Source organism: Variovorax sp. (genome assembly GCF_965279555.1).
GTDB lineage: Bacteria > Pseudomonadota > Gammaproteobacteria > Burkholderiales > Burkholderiaceae_C > Variovorax.
Window position 1 is genome coordinate 3,345,929 of sequence record NZ_OZ257247.1, and the last position, 17,390, is coordinate 3,363,318.

Consider the following 17,390-nt stretch of genomic DNA (forward strand, 5'->3'; position numbering starts at 1 on the left):
ACTTCTTCCCGGCCGGCTTCATGAAGCCTCACAAATGCTGAATCTTCGGGATCACCCGTGTCGTCGTCGAGGGCAGCGGGCACACCGGCGCGCGGCGAGTCCTCGGCAAACCCGAGTTGCAAAGGAGCTCAGTTCTTGATCGAACGTATGTCTCGTGCCGGCGAGATCGTCGTGTTCTCGAGCCGGAAGCTGCAAAGCATCAGGTTCGTCTCGGCCAGCTTCGCGATCTGCGCGGAGGACATGTTGGCAAGGAGATCGGCGAGATCCTTGCCGATACCCAGGCGGTGCATCGCCGCCGCGCCGTCCTCCTTCACCAGCTTCTGCGCCAGAAGCATGTACATCAGGTTGAAGTCGCCAATTTCCTTGTGCAACTGCCTGTCTACGCCACTCAGGTTTTCAAGGGACATCGAGTTTTCTCCAGATCTGATGAGGGAAGGCCGCGAGAGACGACTCTCCAGCGGCCGGCCGCAATCTCTGCGGCATAAGGGGCGGGGATGCTGACGCTGTAGCTGTTGCTCCTGACAACGGCGCCGTAGCTGCAGACGGCTTGGCCCGTGGCGTCGTGGAGCGTCCACCAGACCTGCGTGCCGTCGGGCGCCGAATGCACCACCTCCATCGAAGGCGCACCGATGTTGGCGCCCACGTGGGCGTAGCGCGCATCCACGGTCATCGGCACATGCGGCGGAAATGGCTGGCTGCCGGGCAGGCCGAACCACTCGTCATGGGTGAGCATGCTGGTCGCCGCCGTTTTCCAGACGCGATGGCGCAGGAAGTGCTGGTCTGCATAGCGCAACGAGAACGGCCGGCTCTTCAGATATTCGCGGATGTCGCCCGCCATGTCGGTGAAGACGCCGCGGCACGCGCCCCACATGCCGGCCAGCATCAACTCGGTGTGCGAGTGATAGTCGCGCATCACATGAAACCAGCAGTCCGAGGCGCACCATGCGCGCACCGCCGCCTGGTCGCGGGTGGACAACAGCGAGTCGGCATCTCGAAACTGCACGCGGTCGACCCCGGGATCATCGAGTGCGAGAAAGCGCCACAGGGTGCCCGGCAGGTCCTGGCCGCCAACCGAGCGCGCCTCGATGACCGATGCGCCCGCCGCCACGAGGCGCTCGCACACCGCCGTGGGCACCGAGCCGTCGACGTAGAAGCGGCAGACCCATTCAGGGAAGAACTCATGCGCGGCCCGTACATTGAGCACGGCCATCTCACAGTAGCGCGGGTCGCCGCCGAACAGGCTGAAAGCGATGACGTTTCGCTCGCGGTTCCTTTCGTCGAATCGCGGCAGCACGGGAGAGTCGGCGGTGGAGGCTGCCGCCTCCTTGTCGGCCTCCAGCTTTTTCAGCTCGAGCGAGATCGTCCCGACCTCCCGTACTTCGCTCCACTTGCCCAGATGCCCCGCCGCCTCCGCCAAGCCGTCATAGACGTTCGCGGTCTTCAGGTACTCGGCGACGCCGCGATAGATGTCGTAAGCCTGCTCCGGCTGACCCAGCCGCATTCGGCACAGCGCGACATCGGCCAGTGGCTGCGGGCTGCGGGTGGCCTGCCAGGCCTGCGTCGCGAACGCCAACGCCCGGGTGAAGTCGCCCACTTCGAAGGCGGTTCGAAACTGCTCGCCCAACTGGTTCAGGGCAGGCTGCGAGATTGCAGGCCCGCGGCGCGGAATGGGCACTCTTTTCATTCGGGCCTCTCAGCGCTCGCGCAAGGCTTCACGAGCCTTGTTCAGCGGCTTGAGCAGATAGTCCAGCACCGACTTGCTGCCCGTGTGGATGTCCACCGTGGCGATCATTCCGGGCACGATAGGGAAGCTCTGCCCGCTCTTGTTCTTCAAGTGATCGACATCTGTGCGGATGTACACGCGGTAGTAGTACACGTCGCGCTTCACGTCGTCCTGGATGGTGTCGGGCGAAATCGTCGTTACCCTGCCCGGCAAGCCGCCGAAGATGGCGTAGTCGTAAGCCGTCAGCTTCACCGCCGCTTCCTGGCCCGGGTGGATGAAGGCTACGTCTCGCGGCGAGATGCGCGCCTCGACCAGCAGCTTCTCGTCGAGCGGCACGATCGCCATGAGCTTGCCGCCCGGAGGCAGCACACCGCCCACCGTGGTCACCGCGATGTCCTTCACGATGCCGCGCACCGGCGAGACAAAGGTCAGCCGCGTGAGCGAGTCGGAACGCCCGCGCGTCACCGAACGCTGTGCCTCGATCTCGGCGTTGGCCTTGGCGAGGTCTTCTCGTGCCTTCACGTAGTACTGGCTCTTGAGGTCGGCGGCCTTGGTCTCGGCCTCGTTGATCTGACGCTTCAGGCGCAGCACCTCGACGTCGCTTGCGGCGCCGCGCGACACCAGCGGCTCGGTCAGCGCAAGCTCGCGGCGCATCAGCGACAGCGCCTGGGTCACGCCAGCCAGGCTGCTCGACAGCTGCTCGCGGCGCGACTGGTAAAGCGCAGTTTCGGTGCGCACAAGGTCGGTGTCGGAGCTCACTTCCGGGGGAAACACCAGCGGCGTGCCGCCTACTTCGGCCGTGAGCCGCGCCGACATGGCCAGCGCGGCGCGCACGCGCGAGGCGCTTTCCTCCACGGTCGATTCGGTCTTGGTCCTGTCCAGTTGCGCGAGCACCTCTCCCGCATCGACGATGTCGCCCTCGCGCACCTTCAGGTCGACCAGGATGCCGCCCTCGAGCGACTGGATCATCTGCTCGCGCGATGAAGGCACGACCTTGCCCGCGCCGGTGGAGACCTCGTCGAGCCTGAAAAGCCAGGCCCATGCCAGCAGCGCGAGCAGCAGCGCCGCAATGATCCACACGAGCAGCGATGCGCGCGGCAGCGGCGGCTCGGGCGGCGAATAGTAGGCGGCGGGCGCGGTCTTCGAGCGTTCCGTCTTCTGGAAAGGAGATTTCGCGCGCGGCGGCCTAGCGCCTGCGGCAAGACCGGGCGGCATCGTCATGCCGACCGTGGCTGGCGCCTTCACCCGGATTTTCTCAGGCGTTGCCATGGGAGAGCCTTCCAAGAACCTGGTCCTTCGAACCGTCCATCACGATGCGGCCGCCGTCGATCACGACGATGCGGTCCACCCACTGCAGCACCGGCATTCGATGCGTTGCCACCACCAGCGTGCGCGGCCCCATCCAGTTGCCCACCAGATCGATCACCTGCCGTTCGGAGACCTCGTCGAAGTGCGCTGTCGGCTCGTCGAGCAGCACGATCGACGGCTGCCGGATCAGCGTGCGCGCCAGCAGCAGTGCCTGCCGCTGCCCACCCGAGAGACCCAGGCCGCCCTCGTGGATGAGCTCGTCCAGCCCCTCGGCGCGCGATTGAAGAAAGGGCAATGCACCCGCCATCGCGATGGCCTCGAACACCTGGTCGTCGGTGGCGAGCGGCATGCCCATGGTCACGTTCTCGCGGATGGAACCGTGGAAGAGCCGTGCGTTCTGCGTGAGCAGGCCAATGTCGCGGCGCAGGTCGGCCGGATCGATCAGCGACAGGTCGAGCGCATCCAGCGCCACGTGGCCCTGCTGCGGCGACTGCAGGCCTGCCAGCAGTTGCAGCAGCGTCGACTTGCCCGCGCCCATGCGGCCCAGCAACGCGACCTTCTCGCCTGCCTGAATCTGCAGTTGCGCGACCGTGAGCGCCGGGCTCTTGTCGTCCTTGCCGTAGCGGAACTCCACACCGGCCAGGGCGTAATGCCCCTGCAGCGCCGGCGCATGCACCAGCCGTGCGCCGTCGGCCTGGTCGACCGGGCGCTGCATGAGCTGGTCGAGCCCGCCCCGCGCCACCTTGGCCTGCTGCCAGCGCGCGAACACGCCCGACAGCTGCGCCAGCGGCGAAATCATGCGAGATGCGAGGATCGACGAGCCCACCAGCGCGCCCGTCGTCATGTCGCCCCGCATAACGAGAAAGCAGCCTGCCAGCAGCACCACGGCATACACGATGCTCTGCACTTCCTGCGTCCAGGTCATGAGCAGGCTCGTGAGAAAGCGCTGCCGCATGCTGACGCCGGCGGACACGTCGTTGACGTGGTTCCACTGGTTCTGGAAGCGCGGCTCGGCGCGCATGAGCTTGATGTCCTCGATGCCTTCGACCACTTCGACCAGCAAGGCATTGCGCAACGCCGATTCGCGCATTCCTTCGCTCGCCAGGCGTGCCAGCGGCTTCTGGATGAGCAACCCCGGAATGACCAGCAACGGCACTGCCGCCAAGGCCACCAGCGCGAGTGGCCCGGCCACCAGCCACAGAACGACGAGGAACAGCAGGAAGAACGGCAAGTCGGCCACCGCGGAGATGGTGGTGGAGGTAAGCAGCTCCCTCACCTGCTCCACCTCCCTCACCTGCGCGATGAAGGAGCCCGTGGACTTGGAGCGAGCGTCCGTACGCACACGCAGCGCATGACCGAACACCACATCCGATACCTTGAGGTCGGCGCGCTTGCCGACCACGTCGGAGATGTGCGTGCGCGACACGCGCAGCATGAACTCGAAGGCCACCGCCAGCATCACGCCGCCGAACAGCACCCACAGCGTCGACTCCGACTGCGCGGGCACCACGCGGTCGTAGATCTGCATCGAGAAGATCATCGACGCAAGTGCCAGCACGTTAGCGAACACCGAGGCCAGCATGATGTCGCCGTAGCGCCGCCAGTCGCGCAGCGCGATGGCCCAGAACCAGTTCGCCTTGTAGGGCTTGATGTAGTCGTCCACCCGCGCATCGGGCACGGCGGTGTTCGGCCGCAGCACGGCCACGCGTTTCGCGCGGCGGCGCAGTTCATCGAGCGGCAGCGCCGTCTCGAGCCCGTGGTCGCCGCCGAGCAGCACGCCCAGTTGCCCACGTCCGTTGGAGGCACGCACCACGCCGACCTCCCCGTTGTCGAACTCCACCACCAGCGGCAGGCGCCATGGGTCGAGCATCGCTTCGGAGAACTCGCCCAGGCGCAGCGTCAGGCCGAGCTGGCGGGCCATGTGATCGAGCAGCGTGTCGAGCGGCGCGCCACGCTCCCAGGCCAGCGAGACGCGCACGCTTTCTTCCGAGGCGCCGATGCCGTAGTGGCGGGCGACGAAGAGCATGGCGTCGAGCCAGCTCGTGTACTGCGAAGGCAACTTCATGGAAGCAGTTCAATTCCCTGGACGGTGGTGTTGTTCAAGCCGTAGTACGCGCGGGCCTGGCCGGTGGCGCCTATGTAGCCGATGCGGCTGGCCCAGAGGTCGTGCAGCACGGCCTCCTGGTCGGCGGCGGCCTGGTGAATTTCCTGCTCGGCATTGAGCAGGTCGAGGATGGAACGGGTGCCGAGCGTGTACTGCTCGCGGTATAGATCGCGTGCCTCGGCAATGCTGCGGCGCCGGTCGGCCAGCACGCCCAGGCGCGCCTGCGCGCCGATGACCTGCTCGCGGAAATTGCGCACCTGGTCGCCGGCGTTGAGGCGAGCGGTTTCGATGCGCATGCGTGCGGCCTCCTCGGCGGCGACGGCGGCGTCGACCTGGGCTTCGAGCGCGCCGCCCTGATACAGCACGCTGGAGAGGTTGAGCATGACCGAGTGAGAGCCACCGCTGCGCTCCGGAACGCCGGAGTTCATGCCGCCCAGGGGCCTGTTGACGGAAGCGTCGAGGCTGAGGGTGGGATAGCGCTGGGCCCTGGCGACTTCGAGCTGGGCGGTGGCGACGCGGCGTTCGGCTTCGGCGGCCAGCACTTCGGGCATGAGGCTGGTGTCGGGCTGCAGGTCGACACGCAGTTCGCTCGCCAGGCGCTCCGGCAGCGGGGCCATGCGCGGCGGCACGGAACGCCCCAGCAGCGTGCCCAGGCGCTCGCGCCACTGCGCCAGTTGCGACTTCACTTGCAGAAGGTTGGCACGAGCGCTGTCCACGCGCGATTCGGCCTGGATCGGGTCGGCCTTCGTACTGAGACCGGCATTGGCGCGCAGCCGCGCGGTCTCCAGCACTTTCTCGACCGCCTGCACCTGCTCCTGTGCAATGGCGACGAGCGATTGGTAGCGGTGCGTCATGACCACGGCTTCGGCCGCCTGCTGTGCGACGGCGTCGATCTGCTTGAGGATCGCCGCCTGCTGGCGCTGCACCTGTGCCTCCGACTGCCCGACCGCACCGGAGACCTTGCCGAAGTCGTACAGCATCTGCGACACCGAGGCGGTGGCGAGCGCGCCATTGCTGCGCCCCTGGCCTGCGGGACCGCGGCCGTTGACGCCCGCGCCCATGCCGACACGCACCAACGGGTAATAGCCGGCGCGTGCCACGTCCACGCCACCCGACTGCTGGGCCAGCATGGCAATAGAGTCAGAGATGGACGGATGGCGCGCCACCGCCTGCCGCACGGCATCGGCCAGCTCCAGCGGCGTCGTGGTTTCGGCAGCCTCGGGCAATGCGGGGCCGGGCTTGACGCCCAATTCCTTGGCCAGCGCGCTGGGGGCCAGCCGTCGTGAAAGCTTCAGTTCGCTGTAGTCGCTTTGCGCGAAAGCAGGCGAGCAGGCCGCGAGCAGACACGCCGCTGCCAGCCGCCGATGAATGAGTTCTTTGTTCATGTGTTTTGGTTCAAGGGCGGACGGGGGCGACAAAGCCTGGGCCGCCGGTACGGTGCCTGCATTCGGCAACGGGCAGAAACGTGGCTGTTGCCATCGCCATCGTGATCACAGGAGATCACCTTGCCCCCATCTCATTTACAGAGATTCGATTGCCCCCGCCAATTCGCGGGACCAGTAGATGCGACAAGCTCGTCCACCAGGGAAATTACCATCGACTGGAAAATTCCTGGGCGAAGGTGGTACGTAATTCATAGCCGTACCCAAAGACTGCTTTCAAAATCAGCCCGTTCGCGGGTTCTATGCGCAGCTTTTTTCTAAGTTTTGCAACATAGACGTCAAGCACGCGAGAGCGAGAAGCAGAAAGATCGCGGCGAAGCAGGAAATTGAGACTGCTCCTGGCCAAAGGCAAATCCATGTTCTGGAAAAAATGGAGCGCCAGATCGTACTCGCGCCGCTGCAAGGCGATTTCCCGCTCTTCGTAGAAAACTTTTCTTTCGTCGAGCTGGAACCTGTAGTTTTTAAAGGCCAGAACCCCTTTGCCCGTCGTAGCAGATTTAGTCGAGGCACCGCGGCTGAGTAAATTCCTTACCCTCAGCCGTATTTCCGCAGCATCAAAGGGAGGAAAGACAAAGTCGAAATTGCTCTCCGCATGGAGTTTTCCACCCGAGCGCAATTGCCACGCGGCTTTGCTTTCGTTGACCACAAACAAAACCGGCGCGCTCGAAAGGCTGCGAATGGCTTTAAGCCAATTGATATTTACGTCCGCAGGCAAGTTCAAAAGCAGCAGACCAAAGCGGTCGCCCGCCTGAAGGGCCTTCATGAGATCGCCTAACGTGTCGAACGCCACCGACGCGCAACCCAGCCTATCAATGCTCTTTCGCAAATCAGGGCAGCTGGTACCGGAATCGTCGAGGGCAACAATAGGAAACTGCGGTTCGCCCGAAACCAAGGCTGCTGCACCGGCTGCTGTGCCCACGGAAGCGCTCGCAGCGCCGGGCCCATCAGGAGAGAGCATCTCCAAGGCTGACGGCAATCGGCCATAGCCGGAATAAGTGGAACTGGCTTGGGACAACAGGGCGGGGTGCACACCAGCCCCGCCGAGGCATTCGCCCTCCTGTTTTGTTCCTGGCGCCATTCCGATGTTAGGGACGTGGCCCTGTGCTTCCAGGTTCGGGGATCGGCTACAAGACTCTGGGGAAATCATTCCAACCTCTCAAGTTCAAAGGTGAACGTCTAGAGAGGCTTGTGGCTGCACTCCGCTAAGACCGTTCGGCCAGCGGAATGTATCGTTTTATTACCAGCACAATTAATGACATGTTTTTGCAATTAATGTCATTAAAAGGCAGTTCGCAATCCGGAGGAATTGTTTACCCAAGCTCGAGCCGGAGCCTGAGGAGCATCTGCAGAACAATATTTGCACCAAATCTGTGCGTTACTGCTCCCGAGAAAATTTCATGCCGCAGCAATGATTCCTAGCTTATGGCACAGCAAAGTCGCCACAAATTTCACGAAAACCGTGAACTAGTTCACGCTATAGTGGTAACTTCTTGAGCAGGAAAAGTACGATCTACCACTTTTGTATACACAAATCGTTAGTCGGAGACTCTCTGGGGCGGCAAGGGCAGCGTCAGGCGAAACACCGTACCGGTGCTGTTGCTGGAGACCAGCACGACATCGCCGCCATGCAAACGGGTGATCGCACGTGAAATATGAAGGCCAAGACCGGATCCCGGCACCAGCGAAGAATTACCGCCTCTGAAATAGCGCTCGAACAACTCGCCCTTCTCGGAATCCGGAATCGGATTTCCTTTGTTTGAGACTGTCACACTGAAAATATTGGCGCCTGCATCGCATTGCACATCTACAATCGAATCCGCCGGAGAGTATTTGATGGCATTCAAAAGCAAATTTCGAACTGCCATTTCTATTTTTGCCTGATCTCCTTCAAACAAAATTGGCCGGCGGACCGCATTGATATTCAAACGCGCATGCTCATCAGGCAAGCCTACATTACGAACGTTTTCAATCACGCTACAAAGATCGAAGCTTCGGAAGGTTGCGCGCACCCCGGATTCCAGAGCATCGTCCAACAAGATATTTTCTACAAGCGTGGTGAGGCGGCGAGTGGCTTTGCGGATTTTCTCCGTACTGCGCTTTACGCGCTCGTCACTTCCCGATGGTGACAACCCGAGCGCTTGGGCCACTGCATCGATGATGGCTAGTGGCGTACGGAATTCATGCGAGAGGATTGCGACAAATTCGCGCTGGCGTACACGATCCTCCAGTGCAAGCTTTGCGACTTTCATCGAATTGAAAGCCCGCTTTCTCTCCGCCCTCAACCTCAGTTCGGACTGCCTGGAGCGACTCACCACTGCAATGTTGAGTACTGCCAGATTCGCCACCTGAGTGAACTGCATCAATGACTCCGTGACGAACGACTGCTCCAGTCTCACGACGCCCAGCAGCACCATGGAGTAGAAGAGCCACGACGAATTTACGACGAAGAACAAGAACGCAGCGAACAGTTGATGAAGAGCCTTTCTATGCGCAATGACCCAGGCGATGAATATTGTATTGAAAACACCGACAGCAATTTCAAGATAGAGCAACCATCCGATTGCATTTTCTATTACCCCGAGCAAGGCAAATATGACTGCCAGGAAGAAAATGAATGCCACCAGATACATGAGCTTGGCGGCCCAATCCGAATATTCCGCATAGGTGAAAAACCGGCATACGAACACGGCGGAAATCGACATGAGTGCACAGGCGGTCGCATCAACGAAACGATCTGCATACACCGGATTGTCCGGAAAAAACAGAGAGCTGGAATATCCCTGCAGTGCAAACACCGCCGCCAGCATCACGATCAGGAACAGCGAATATATAAAATAATTGCTGTCCCGGGTCCATTTCCAGAAAATCAGATTCATCAGCACCATGACACCAACGGATCCAAAAAATGCAGAAAAGAAAAGACTTCTTTTCAGTTCGACTTTTTTGAATTCTGATTTCTGCCAAAGATTCAGATCGAGGATGGTCACTCCGTGGGTCTTGACCCTGAAATAATACGTTCTCGGCATTGAATCCACGACGAGCGGGAATGCCATGATGCTGGACTGAATCTCCCTTTCCAGAAAGGAAAATTGATCACCCACCTTGTTGGATGAAATTTTTCCGTCGGGAGCCACGAAATACATCTCGACTTCATCGATCCAGGCCGGAAATATTTGCACGACCCAGTCAATCGGAGTGCCGACTTCGTGCTGCAGCGAGACCCGCATCCACAAGGCATCGTTGGAATATCTGTCCTGAGAGCGAATATCTTCACGGACGAAGCTGTATTTTTGCGGTTCTGAGACGATATCGTTCATAGTGACCTTCCCGGTAGGGTCACGAAACACCTCCACCTCCTTCGCCAACGAAATCGGACCATCATCGCCCTGCCCCTTCTTGAGAACGACTCCTTCCGCGCCCTGGCACGACAGCCAAAAAATCAGTCCGAATATCAAAAACAGGCAGCGATTTTTTTTCATTTCATTGATTTGTCTGGCTCGCCGTCGAAACTATCGCCGAGGCCGAGGAAATATGCACCATGAACATTACGAAAATCGACAGCGACGAAAAAATAATCGTCTACCTGATCGAAGATGAAGAGGACCTGCAAGAGGCACTCGTATATAGCCTCAATCAGATGGACATCGAGGCTTATGGTTTTTCCACGGCGTCCGCGTTTTATCGGGCCTACGCGGTCCGCCGATGCGACATCGTGGTCATCGACATCGGGCTTCCGGACGAAAACGGATTTTCAATTGCGCAGCACCTGCGTTCGGCCAGCAACGTGGGAATCGTGTTTGCGACCGCACGCCACGAACTCAGCGATCGGGTTCGCGGCCTGCGTGACGGTGCGGATGCCTATTTCGTGAAGCCGGTGCATGCCGAAGAACTTGCCGCTTCGCTGCAGGCCATCCACCGGCGCATCAAGGTGTCCGAGCGCAGTTCCCGTGCCACCCCCCTGCAGGCCGAGACCACAAGAGGTACAGGGCGCTGGGAGCTCAGGGAAGAAGACTGGATCCTCTGCGACCCCGGCGACCGGATGCTGCGCCTCACCATGTCCGAGCGAGCCATCGTGGGATGCCTGTTCAAGCGGCGCGACAAGCCTGTCGACCGCACGGAACTCGCGGCCGCACTCGGCGGCGATCTCGAGCATTTCGATCTTCAGCGCGTGGACGTTGTAATCAGCCGCCTTCGGCGCAAGGCACTCGCGGCGGGCATTTCGCTGCCGCTGCACACCGTCAGAGGCACCGGCTACCGATTCCGGGCCTGAGCGCCCTCGCCCGGCCCCCGCTCATCAGGGAATCTACGGATATATGATTCCTTGAATGGTCTTGATTGCGTGCAGTTTTTGTATACAAATAACGCATCCGAAAGACGGCGCGAAATTTGCGTCAAAAACTGCTCCCAACCCCTACCTATCCGCACAAGGAAAGAAGACCATGAGCACAGTCGTCAGCCAGGCCCCCACGGGGACAAGCGAAGCCGGCATTGCGCCGCACGGCGAGTCGAACGCAGTCATCAAGCCCGGCTACCACCCGCGGCTGACCAACGAAGACCTCGCGCCGCTGAAGAAACAGACCTGGGGGCAATACAACATCTTTGCCTTCTGGATGTCCGACGTGCACAGCGTGGGCGGCTACATCACCGCCGGCAGCCTGTTCGCGCTGGGGCTGTCGAGCTGGCAGGTGCTGGTGTCGCTGCTGGTGGGCATCGTGATCGTGCAGTTCTTCTGCAACCTCGTGGCCAAGCCCAGCCAGGTGACGGGCGTGCCCTACCCCGTGGTGTGCCGCGCGCCTTTCGGCGTGCTGGGCGCCAACATCCCGGCCATCATCCGTGGGCTGATCGCGGTGGCCTGGTACGGCGTGCAGACGTACCTCGCGTCGGCGGCCTTCATGGTGCTGGCGCTGCACATGGCGCCGGGCCTGGCGCCTTACGCCGACGTGGCGCAGCACGGCTTCGTCGGCCTGTCGGCCCTGGGCTGGGTCGCGTTCATGGTCATGTGGGTGCTGCAGGCCTTCGTTTTCTGGCACGGCATGGACGCCATCCGCAAGTTCATCGACTGGGCCGGTCCGGCGGTGTACGTGGTCATGGCCGTCCTGTGCGGCTGGCTGGTGTGGAAAGCCGGCTGGAGCAAGATCGACCTGAACCTGGGCGGCATCAAGTTCCAGGGCTGGGACGCGCTGCCGGTGATGCTCTCGGCCATCGCGCTGGTGGTGAGCTACTTCAGCGGACCGATGCTCAACTTCGGCGACTTCTCTCGCTACGGCAAGAGCTTCGACGCGGTGAAGAAGGGCAACTTCTGGGGCCTGCCGGTGAACTTCGTGTTCTTCTCGCTGCTGACCGTCATCACCACGGCAGCCACACTGCCCGTTTTTGGTGAGCTCATCACCGATCCGGTGCACACCGTGGGCAAGATCGACAGCACCACCGCCGTGGTGCTGGGCGCGCTGACCTTCATGATCGCCACCATCGGCATCAACATCGTGGCCAATTTCGTGTCGCCGGCGTTCGACTTCTCGAACGTGGCGCCGCAGCACATCAGCTGGCGCACGGGCGGCATGATCGCCGCTGTGGGCTCGGTGTTCCTCACGCCCTGGAACCTCTACAACAGTCCCGAGGTCATTCACTACACGCTCGACGTGCTGGGTTCGTTCATCGGGCCGCTGTTCGGTATCCTCATTGCCGACTACTACATCGTGCGCAAGCAGCGCATCGACGTGGACGCGCTCTACACCATGAGCCCCAAGGGCGAGTACTGGTACAGCGGCGGCTACAACCCGAAGGCGATCCAGGCGCTGGTGCCGTCGGCCATCGTGCCCATTCTTTGCGTGATGGTGCCGACGCTGCGCGGCGCCGCCAACTATGCGTGGTTCATCGGCATGGGCCTGGGCTTCATCCTGTACGCGCTGCTGAACCGCAACAGCAAGACCTGAAACACTGAAAGAGAAAGAAAGGGACCGCGCCGTGCGCATCAAGATCATCAACCCCAACACCACCTGGAGCATGACCGAGAAAATCGGCGCGTGCGCCCGCGCGGTGGCGCACGCCGGCACCGAGATCGTGGCTGTGAGCCCGGCCATGGGCCCGGTCTCCATCGAGAGCCACTACGACGAAGCGCTGGCCGTGCCGGGGTTGCTGCAAGAGATAGCGGCGGGCGAACGCGAAGGCATCGACGGCTACGTGATCGCCTGCTTCGGCGACCCGGGCCTGAAAGCCGCGCGCGAACTGGCAAGCGGACCCGTGGTCGGCATCGCAGAGGCGGCGATGCACCTGGCCAGCATGGTCGGCAGCCGCTTCAGCGTGGTCACGACGCTGGGGCGCACCATGGGCCAGGCCTGGCACCTGGCCGAGATCTACGGCATGGAGCGCTTCTGCGCCAACGTGCGCGCCTGCGAACTGCCGGTGCTCGAACTCGAGGAACCCGGCTCGCGGGCCCGCGAGCGCATCGTCGACGAATGCCGGCTCGCGCTGGAGGAAGACGGCTCCGACTGCATCGTGCTCGGCTGCGCCGGCATGACCGACCTGTGCGCGCACATCGAACAATTGCTGGGCGTGCCGGTGATCGACGGCGTGGCCGCGGGCACCAAGCTCATCGAGTCGCTGGTGACGCTGAAACTGCGCACCAGCAAGCGCGGCGAACTGGCAAAGCCCCTGCCGAAGCCCATCATTGGCGCGCTCGAAGGCTTCACCCTGCCGCGCTAGGCCACAATCCGCGCATGCCCCGCGCCAGTTCCAAACCTCCCGTTTCCGACGCCTCTTCCGCTGCAGCCGCGCCGCCCGATGACGGCGCCGCACCGGCGGACAAGCAAAGCTCCATCGAGAGCATTGCCAACGACATCGCCACCGCCATCGTCGAGAAGCGTTTGCCGCCCGGCACCTGGCTGCGCGAAGAAGCGCTGGGCCGCGTCTATTCGGTGAGCCGCACCAAGGTGCGCGCCGCGCTGCTGATGCTGTCGAAGGACAAGCTCATCGAGATGATTCCCGACAAGGGCGCCTTCGTCTGCCAGCCCACCGTGGAAGAAGCACGCGAGGTGTTCGCGGTGCGCCGCATCCTCGAGAGCGAGGTGGTGCGCCTCTTCATTGCCAACGCACGGCCGCGCGACTACCAGGTGCTCGAGCAGCACATCAAGTTCGAGCGCACCACGCTGCGCCAGACCACCACCATGGGCACCGTGCGCGAGAAGCTGCTCGGCGACTTCCACGTGGCGCTGGCCGAGGCCACGGGCAACCGCACGCTGGCCGAGCTGGTGCGCGAGCTGGTGGCGCGAAGCTCGCTGATCGCGATGCTGTACCACTCGTCGAACGACCCGCACTGCTCGTCCGACGAGCACGCCGAGTTCCTGCGCCTGTGCCGCAAGGACGACCCGGAAGCCGCGGTGACGAGCATGATCGAACACCTCGAGCGCATCGAGGCCAGCCTCTCGCTGGACACCGAGAAGCCCGACCGCCAGCTCGACCTGGTGAAGGCACTGCTGGCCTGAGGCTGACGCCGTGCATCACAGCCCGAACCATCCGGGCCTGGGCACGGCCCTGCGCCGGATGCGCCTGCTGCGCAGCATCAAGCAAACCCATTTCGCGCAACTGATGGGCGTGAACCAGGCGACTGTGTCGCGCTGGGAGCGAGGGCAGCTCGCGCTGTCCGCCGCGCAGCAGGACGCGGCATTGAAGCGGCTGGTCGAATCCACCATCGCCTGAGCGCGGGCGCCCGATGCGCGCATAGCTCATGCGTGGACGCCCTCAACGTCGGCCGATAGTCTTGCAGCCATGACCATCCTGATCACCGGCAGCGCCGGCCACCTCGGCGAGGCCCTGATGCGCACGCTGCGCGCGGGTTCGCAAGACTCACGCGGTATCGACATCGCGCCCTCCCCCTTTCACCGACCGCACAGGTTCCATCACGGACCGAGCCTTCGTGCGCGACTGCATGCGCGGCGTGCGCACTGCGTGATCGTGCTGAAGACTTCTTGCTTCTTTCCCGAGGAAGACGACGATGCCACTGTGCGAAGCCTCTATTCGCCGCACAACGCGCAGGCCAACGAACTGCTGCATCGCCGCGTCGACATCGAGGACGTGGTCGACGCGCACCTGCTGGCGGCCAGGCAAGCACCGGCTATCGGCTTCGGCCGCTACATCGTCTCGGCCACCACGCCCTTCACGCAGGAAGACCTGCCGATGCATGAAGGCCGCGACTTCCGCAGCCAGCCGGCACGAGACGTGGGCAGCAAGGGCTACCACGGCGAAGTGTTCGACGAAGGGCCGTATCCCGCCGCCTGAGCGACTCCTGGCGGAATGAACCCGGCCTGCTTCGGGTTTTTCCGGGTCAAGATTGTCGCATAAGTTGTATACAGTTTCGCGTACACATTGAGGCATGCGCCGTGGCAAGCCACGCCGCCCCGCCTCTTCCCTTGCGCAGCAGGAGACAACGATGACGGCCGACGCCACACTTTCCCAAGTCCATCCCGTGGACCAGCGCTTGCCTTCGGGCAAGCTCGCGGCCCTCGGATTGCAGCATGTGCTGGTGATGTATGCGGGGGCCGTCGCGGTGCCGCTGATCGTCGGGCGCGCGCTCAAGCTCACGCCCGACGAGGTCGCGCTGCTGATCTCTGCCGACCTGTTCTGCTGCGGCATCGCCACGCTGATCCAGGCCCTCGGCGCCACGCAGTGGTTCGGCATCAAGCTGCCGGTGATGATGGGCGTGACCTTCGCGTCGGTCGCGCCGATGGTGGCCATCGCCAACGCCAACCCGGGGCAGAACGGAGCCCAGCTGCTGTTCGGCTCGATCATCGGCGCGGGCGTGGTGTCGATACTGATCGCGCCGCTGGTGAGCCGCATGCTGCGCTTCTTTCCACCGGTGGTCACGGGCACGATCATCGCGGTCATCGGCATCAGCCTGATGCGCGTGGGCATCAACTGGATCTTCGGCAACCCGGTGGGCCCGACCGCGCCCGCGCTGGTCGACCCGGTCTACGCCAAGTGGCTCGCCGAGGTGACGTCGCCGGGCAGCTCGATTCCGGCCGTGCCCAAGGGCTTCGCGATCATGCCCACGGTGCCCAACCCCAAGTACGCGGATCTTTCGGGCTTCGGCGTGGCAGCACTGGTGCTGGTGTCGATCCTGCTGATCGTCAAGTACGCCAAGGGCTTCGTCGCCAACATCTCGGTGCTGCTGGGCATCGTGATCGGCGCGGTGGTGGCGTCCATTACCGGCCTCATGACCTACGAGAAGGTGGGCAAGGCCGCATGGGTCGACGTCGTGCTGCCCTTTCACTTCGGCATGCCGCAGTTCGACCCGATCCTGATCCTCACCATGACGCTCATCATGATCGTGGTGATGATCGAATCGACCGGCATGTTCCTCGCGCTCGGCGAGATGACCGGGCGCAAGATCGACCAGAAAGACCTGGCGCGCGGCCTGCGCACCGACGGCCTGGGAACGCTGATCGGCGGCATCTTCAACACCTTCCCGTACACCAGCTTCTCGCAGAACGTGGGCCTCGTGGCCGTCACCGGCATCCGCAGCCGCTATGTGTGCGTGGCCGGCGGCGCGATCCTGATCGTGCTGGGCCTGCTGCCGAAGATGGCCGCGCTGGTGGAGTCTCTGCCCACGGTGGTGCTCGGCGGCGCGGGCCTCGTGATGTTCGGCATGGTGGCCGCCACCGGCATCCGAATCCTGTCGGGCGTGGACTTCAAGAACAACCGCCACAACGCGATGATCGTTGCGGTGTCGATCGGCATCGGCATGATTCCGCTGATCGCGCCCAACTTCAAGCAATGGATGCCGCATGCGATTCACTCGCTGATCGAGTCGGGCATCCTGCTGGCCTCGATTGCCGCCGTGCTGCTGAACCTGTTCCTCAACGGCGCGAAGCACGACGAGCAGGCCGTGATCGCCGCGGCCAAGCAGGCCGAGGCGCACTGAGCCTTCCCGGGTCAGATCATCGCCAGCGGCCCCTTGCGCCGCGGCGGCGGGTGCAGGCGGTCTATTTCTTCCAGCGTCGCCGCGTCGAGCTTCAACTCCGCGGCGGCCAGGTTTTCCTTCAGGTGCGCAGCACGCACCGCCTTCGGGATCGCTGCCACGCCGGGTCGGGCGATCACCGCGGCCAGCGCCAGCTGAGCGGCCGTCACGCCCAGCCGCGCAGCCAGTTCCCCCAACGCCTTGTCTCCCGCCAGCGCGCCCTGGTCGATAGGGCTGTAGGCCATCAGCGGCATGCCGCGCTCGCGCTGCCAGGGCAACAGGCTGAACTCGGGTCCGCGCTCACCCAGCGACAGGTACACCTGGTTGGCCGCGCAGCCCGGCCCGCTGCCGGCGAGCGGCTCCAGCTCTTCCATGTCGTCGGTGTCGAAGTTGCTCACGCCCCAATGGGCGATGCGGCCGTCGGCCACCAGCGACTGCATTGCGGCGACGGTGTCGCGCAGCGGGTGGTTGCCGCGCCAGTGCAGCAGGTAGAGGTCGATGGCGTCGAGCCCCAGCCGCTTCAGGCTGCGTTCGCAGGCTTCGCGCGTGCCGCGCCGGCTTGCGTTGTGCGGGTAGACCTTGCTGACGATGAACAGCGCCTCGCGGCGCACGTCGCCTGCGCGCAGCGCATCGGCAACGGCCTGGCCCACGACGGTTTCCGCGCCGCCTTCGCCATACATCTCGGCGGTGTCGATGAGCCGGTAGCCCAGGGCGATGGCCTCGCGCACGGCAGCGACTTCGGCCGCGCGGCGGCTCGCGTCCTCGCCCATGCGCCAGGTGCCCAGGCCGAGTACCGGCATCTCGCCGCCGGTGGGGAGTGAAAGTGTTCGCATCGGCACATGGTAGATGCGGCCGATACCC

General features: G+C 63.2%; 15 protein-coding genes. 7 read left to right on the plus strand and 8 right to left on the minus strand.

Going from position 1 to position 17,390, the window contains the following annotated elements; translation table 11 throughout:
* Positions 1–128: 128 nt before the first annotated feature.
* From ACQY8B_RS15845 to ACQY8B_RS15875, 7 genes are all read right to left on the minus strand, one after another.
* Positions 129–407, minus strand: a complete 279-nt coding sequence (locus ACQY8B_RS15845) for a flagellar transcriptional regulator FlhD (protein WP_422087586.1) — start codon at positions 405–407, stop codon at positions 129–131.
* Entirely contained in the window at positions 389–1,684 is a 1,296-nt protein-coding gene (locus ACQY8B_RS15850) for a tetratricopeptide repeat protein (protein WP_422087587.1), read from the minus strand. Before ACQY8B_RS15850 ends, ACQY8B_RS15845 begins: the two co-directional genes overlap by 19 nt.
* A 9-nt stretch (positions 1,685–1,693) precedes the next feature.
* Positions 1,694–2,992, minus strand: a complete 1,299-nt coding sequence (locus ACQY8B_RS15855; RefSeq protein ID WP_422087588.1) for an HlyD family type I secretion periplasmic adaptor subunit — start codon at positions 2,990–2,992, stop codon at positions 1,694–1,696.
* On the minus strand, positions 2,979–5,096 hold the full coding sequence (locus ACQY8B_RS15860; protein ID WP_422087589.1) for a type I secretion system permease/ATPase: 2,118 nt from the start codon (positions 5,094–5,096) through the stop codon (positions 2,979–2,981). Before ACQY8B_RS15860 ends, ACQY8B_RS15855 begins: the two co-directional genes overlap by 14 nt.
* Complete coding sequence (locus ACQY8B_RS15865; protein ID WP_422087590.1) at positions 5,093–6,520, minus strand: TolC family outer membrane protein; 1,428 nt, start codon at positions 6,518–6,520, stop codon at positions 5,093–5,095. The genes ACQY8B_RS15860 and ACQY8B_RS15865 overlap by 4 nt, the downstream gene beginning before the upstream one ends.
* 205 nt (positions 6,521–6,725) lie before the next feature.
* Positions 6,726–7,724 carry a response regulator transcription factor gene (locus ACQY8B_RS15870; protein WP_428744976.1) on the minus strand — a complete coding sequence of 333 codons (999 nt, stop codon included), beginning with the start codon at positions 7,722–7,724 and terminating at the stop codon, positions 6,726–6,728.
* Between the two features lie 388 nt (positions 7,725–8,112).
* Complete coding sequence (locus ACQY8B_RS15875) at positions 8,113–10,056, minus strand: sensor histidine kinase (protein ID WP_422087592.1); 1,944 nt, start codon at positions 10,054–10,056, stop codon at positions 8,113–8,115.
* 59 nt (positions 10,057–10,115) lie between these two features.
* Between ACQY8B_RS15875 and ACQY8B_RS15880 the strand changes: the two genes are divergently transcribed.
* From ACQY8B_RS15880 to ACQY8B_RS15910, 7 genes are all read left to right on the plus strand, one after another.
* Complete coding sequence (locus ACQY8B_RS15880; protein WP_422087593.1) at positions 10,116–10,847, plus strand: response regulator transcription factor; 732 nt, start codon at positions 10,116–10,118, stop codon at positions 10,845–10,847.
* A gap of 169 nt (positions 10,848–11,016) precedes the next feature.
* Complete coding sequence (locus ACQY8B_RS15885) at positions 11,017–12,510, plus strand: NCS1 family nucleobase:cation symporter-1 (RefSeq protein ID WP_422087594.1); 1,494 nt, start codon at positions 11,017–11,019, stop codon at positions 12,508–12,510.
* Positions 12,511–12,541: 31 nt separating this feature from the next.
* On the plus strand, positions 12,542–13,279 hold the full coding sequence (locus tag ACQY8B_RS15890; RefSeq protein ID WP_422087595.1) for an aspartate/glutamate racemase family protein: 738 nt from the start codon (positions 12,542–12,544) through the stop codon (positions 13,277–13,279).
* A 14-nt stretch (positions 13,280–13,293) separates the two neighbouring features.
* Entirely contained in the window at positions 13,294–14,058 is a 765-nt protein-coding gene (locus tag ACQY8B_RS15895; protein ID WP_422087596.1) for a GntR family transcriptional regulator, read from the plus strand.
* A 10-nt stretch (positions 14,059–14,068) separates the two neighbouring features.
* Positions 14,069–14,272, plus strand: a complete 204-nt coding sequence (locus tag ACQY8B_RS15900) for a helix-turn-helix domain-containing protein (protein ID WP_422087597.1) — start codon at positions 14,069–14,071, stop codon at positions 14,270–14,272.
* 69 nt (positions 14,273–14,341) lie between these two features.
* Positions 14,342–14,851: a hypothetical protein gene (locus ACQY8B_RS15905; protein ID WP_422087598.1), complete on the plus strand. Its 510-nt coding sequence runs from the start codon at positions 14,342–14,344 to the stop codon at positions 14,849–14,851.
* 151 nt (positions 14,852–15,002) lie between these two features.
* Positions 15,003–16,493 (plus strand): nucleobase:cation symporter-2 family protein, encoded by a 1,491-nt coding sequence (locus ACQY8B_RS15910; protein WP_422087599.1) that lies wholly within the window; start codon positions 15,003–15,005, stop codon positions 16,491–16,493.
* Between the two features lie 11 nt (positions 16,494–16,504).
* Here ACQY8B_RS15910 and ACQY8B_RS15915 read toward each other — a convergent pair whose 3' ends face one another.
* Positions 16,505–17,362 (minus strand): aldo/keto reductase, encoded by an 858-nt coding sequence (locus tag ACQY8B_RS15915; RefSeq protein ID WP_422087600.1) that lies wholly within the window; start codon positions 17,360–17,362, stop codon positions 16,505–16,507.
* Positions 17,363–17,390: the final 28 nt, after the last annotated feature.

Coding starts and splice junctions, on each gene's coding strand:
- ACQY8B_RS15860 (WP_422087589.1), bottom strand. CDS start 5,096: ATGAAGTTGCCTTCGCAGTACACGAGCTGGCTCGACGCCATGCTCTTC.
- ACQY8B_RS15880 (WP_422087593.1), top strand. CDS start 10,116: ATGAACATTACGAAAATCGACAGCGACGAAAAAATAATCGTCTACCTG.
- ACQY8B_RS15850 (WP_422087587.1), bottom strand. CDS start 1,684: ATGAAAAGAGTGCCCATTCCGCGCCGCGGGCCTGCAATCTCGCAGCCT.
- ACQY8B_RS15915 (WP_422087600.1), bottom strand. CDS start 17,362: ATGCGAACACTTTCACTCCCCACCGGCGGCGAGATGCCGGTACTCGGC.
- ACQY8B_RS15855 (WP_422087588.1), bottom strand. CDS start 2,992: ATGGCAACGCCTGAGAAAATCCGGGTGAAGGCGCCAGCCACGGTCGGC.
- ACQY8B_RS15845 (WP_422087586.1), bottom strand. CDS start 407: ATGTCCCTTGAAAACCTGAGTGGCGTAGACAGGCAGTTGCACAAGGAA.
- ACQY8B_RS15885 (WP_422087594.1), top strand. CDS start 11,017: ATGAGCACAGTCGTCAGCCAGGCCCCCACGGGGACAAGCGAAGCCGGC.
- ACQY8B_RS15870 (WP_428744976.1), bottom strand. CDS start 7,724: ATGATTTCCCCAGAGTCTTGTAGCCGATCCCCGAACCTGGAAGCACAG.
- ACQY8B_RS15895 (WP_422087596.1), top strand. CDS start 13,294: ATGCCCCGCGCCAGTTCCAAACCTCCCGTTTCCGACGCCTCTTCCGCT.
- ACQY8B_RS15865 (WP_422087590.1), bottom strand. CDS start 6,520: ATGAACAAAGAACTCATTCATCGGCGGCTGGCAGCGGCGTGTCTGCTC.
- ACQY8B_RS15905 (WP_422087598.1), top strand. CDS start 14,342: ATGACCATCCTGATCACCGGCAGCGCCGGCCACCTCGGCGAGGCCCTG.
- ACQY8B_RS15875 (WP_422087592.1), bottom strand. CDS start 10,056: ATGAAAAAAAATCGCTGCCTGTTTTTGATATTCGGACTGATTTTTTGG.
- ACQY8B_RS15910 (WP_422087599.1), top strand. CDS start 15,003: ATGACGGCCGACGCCACACTTTCCCAAGTCCATCCCGTGGACCAGCGC.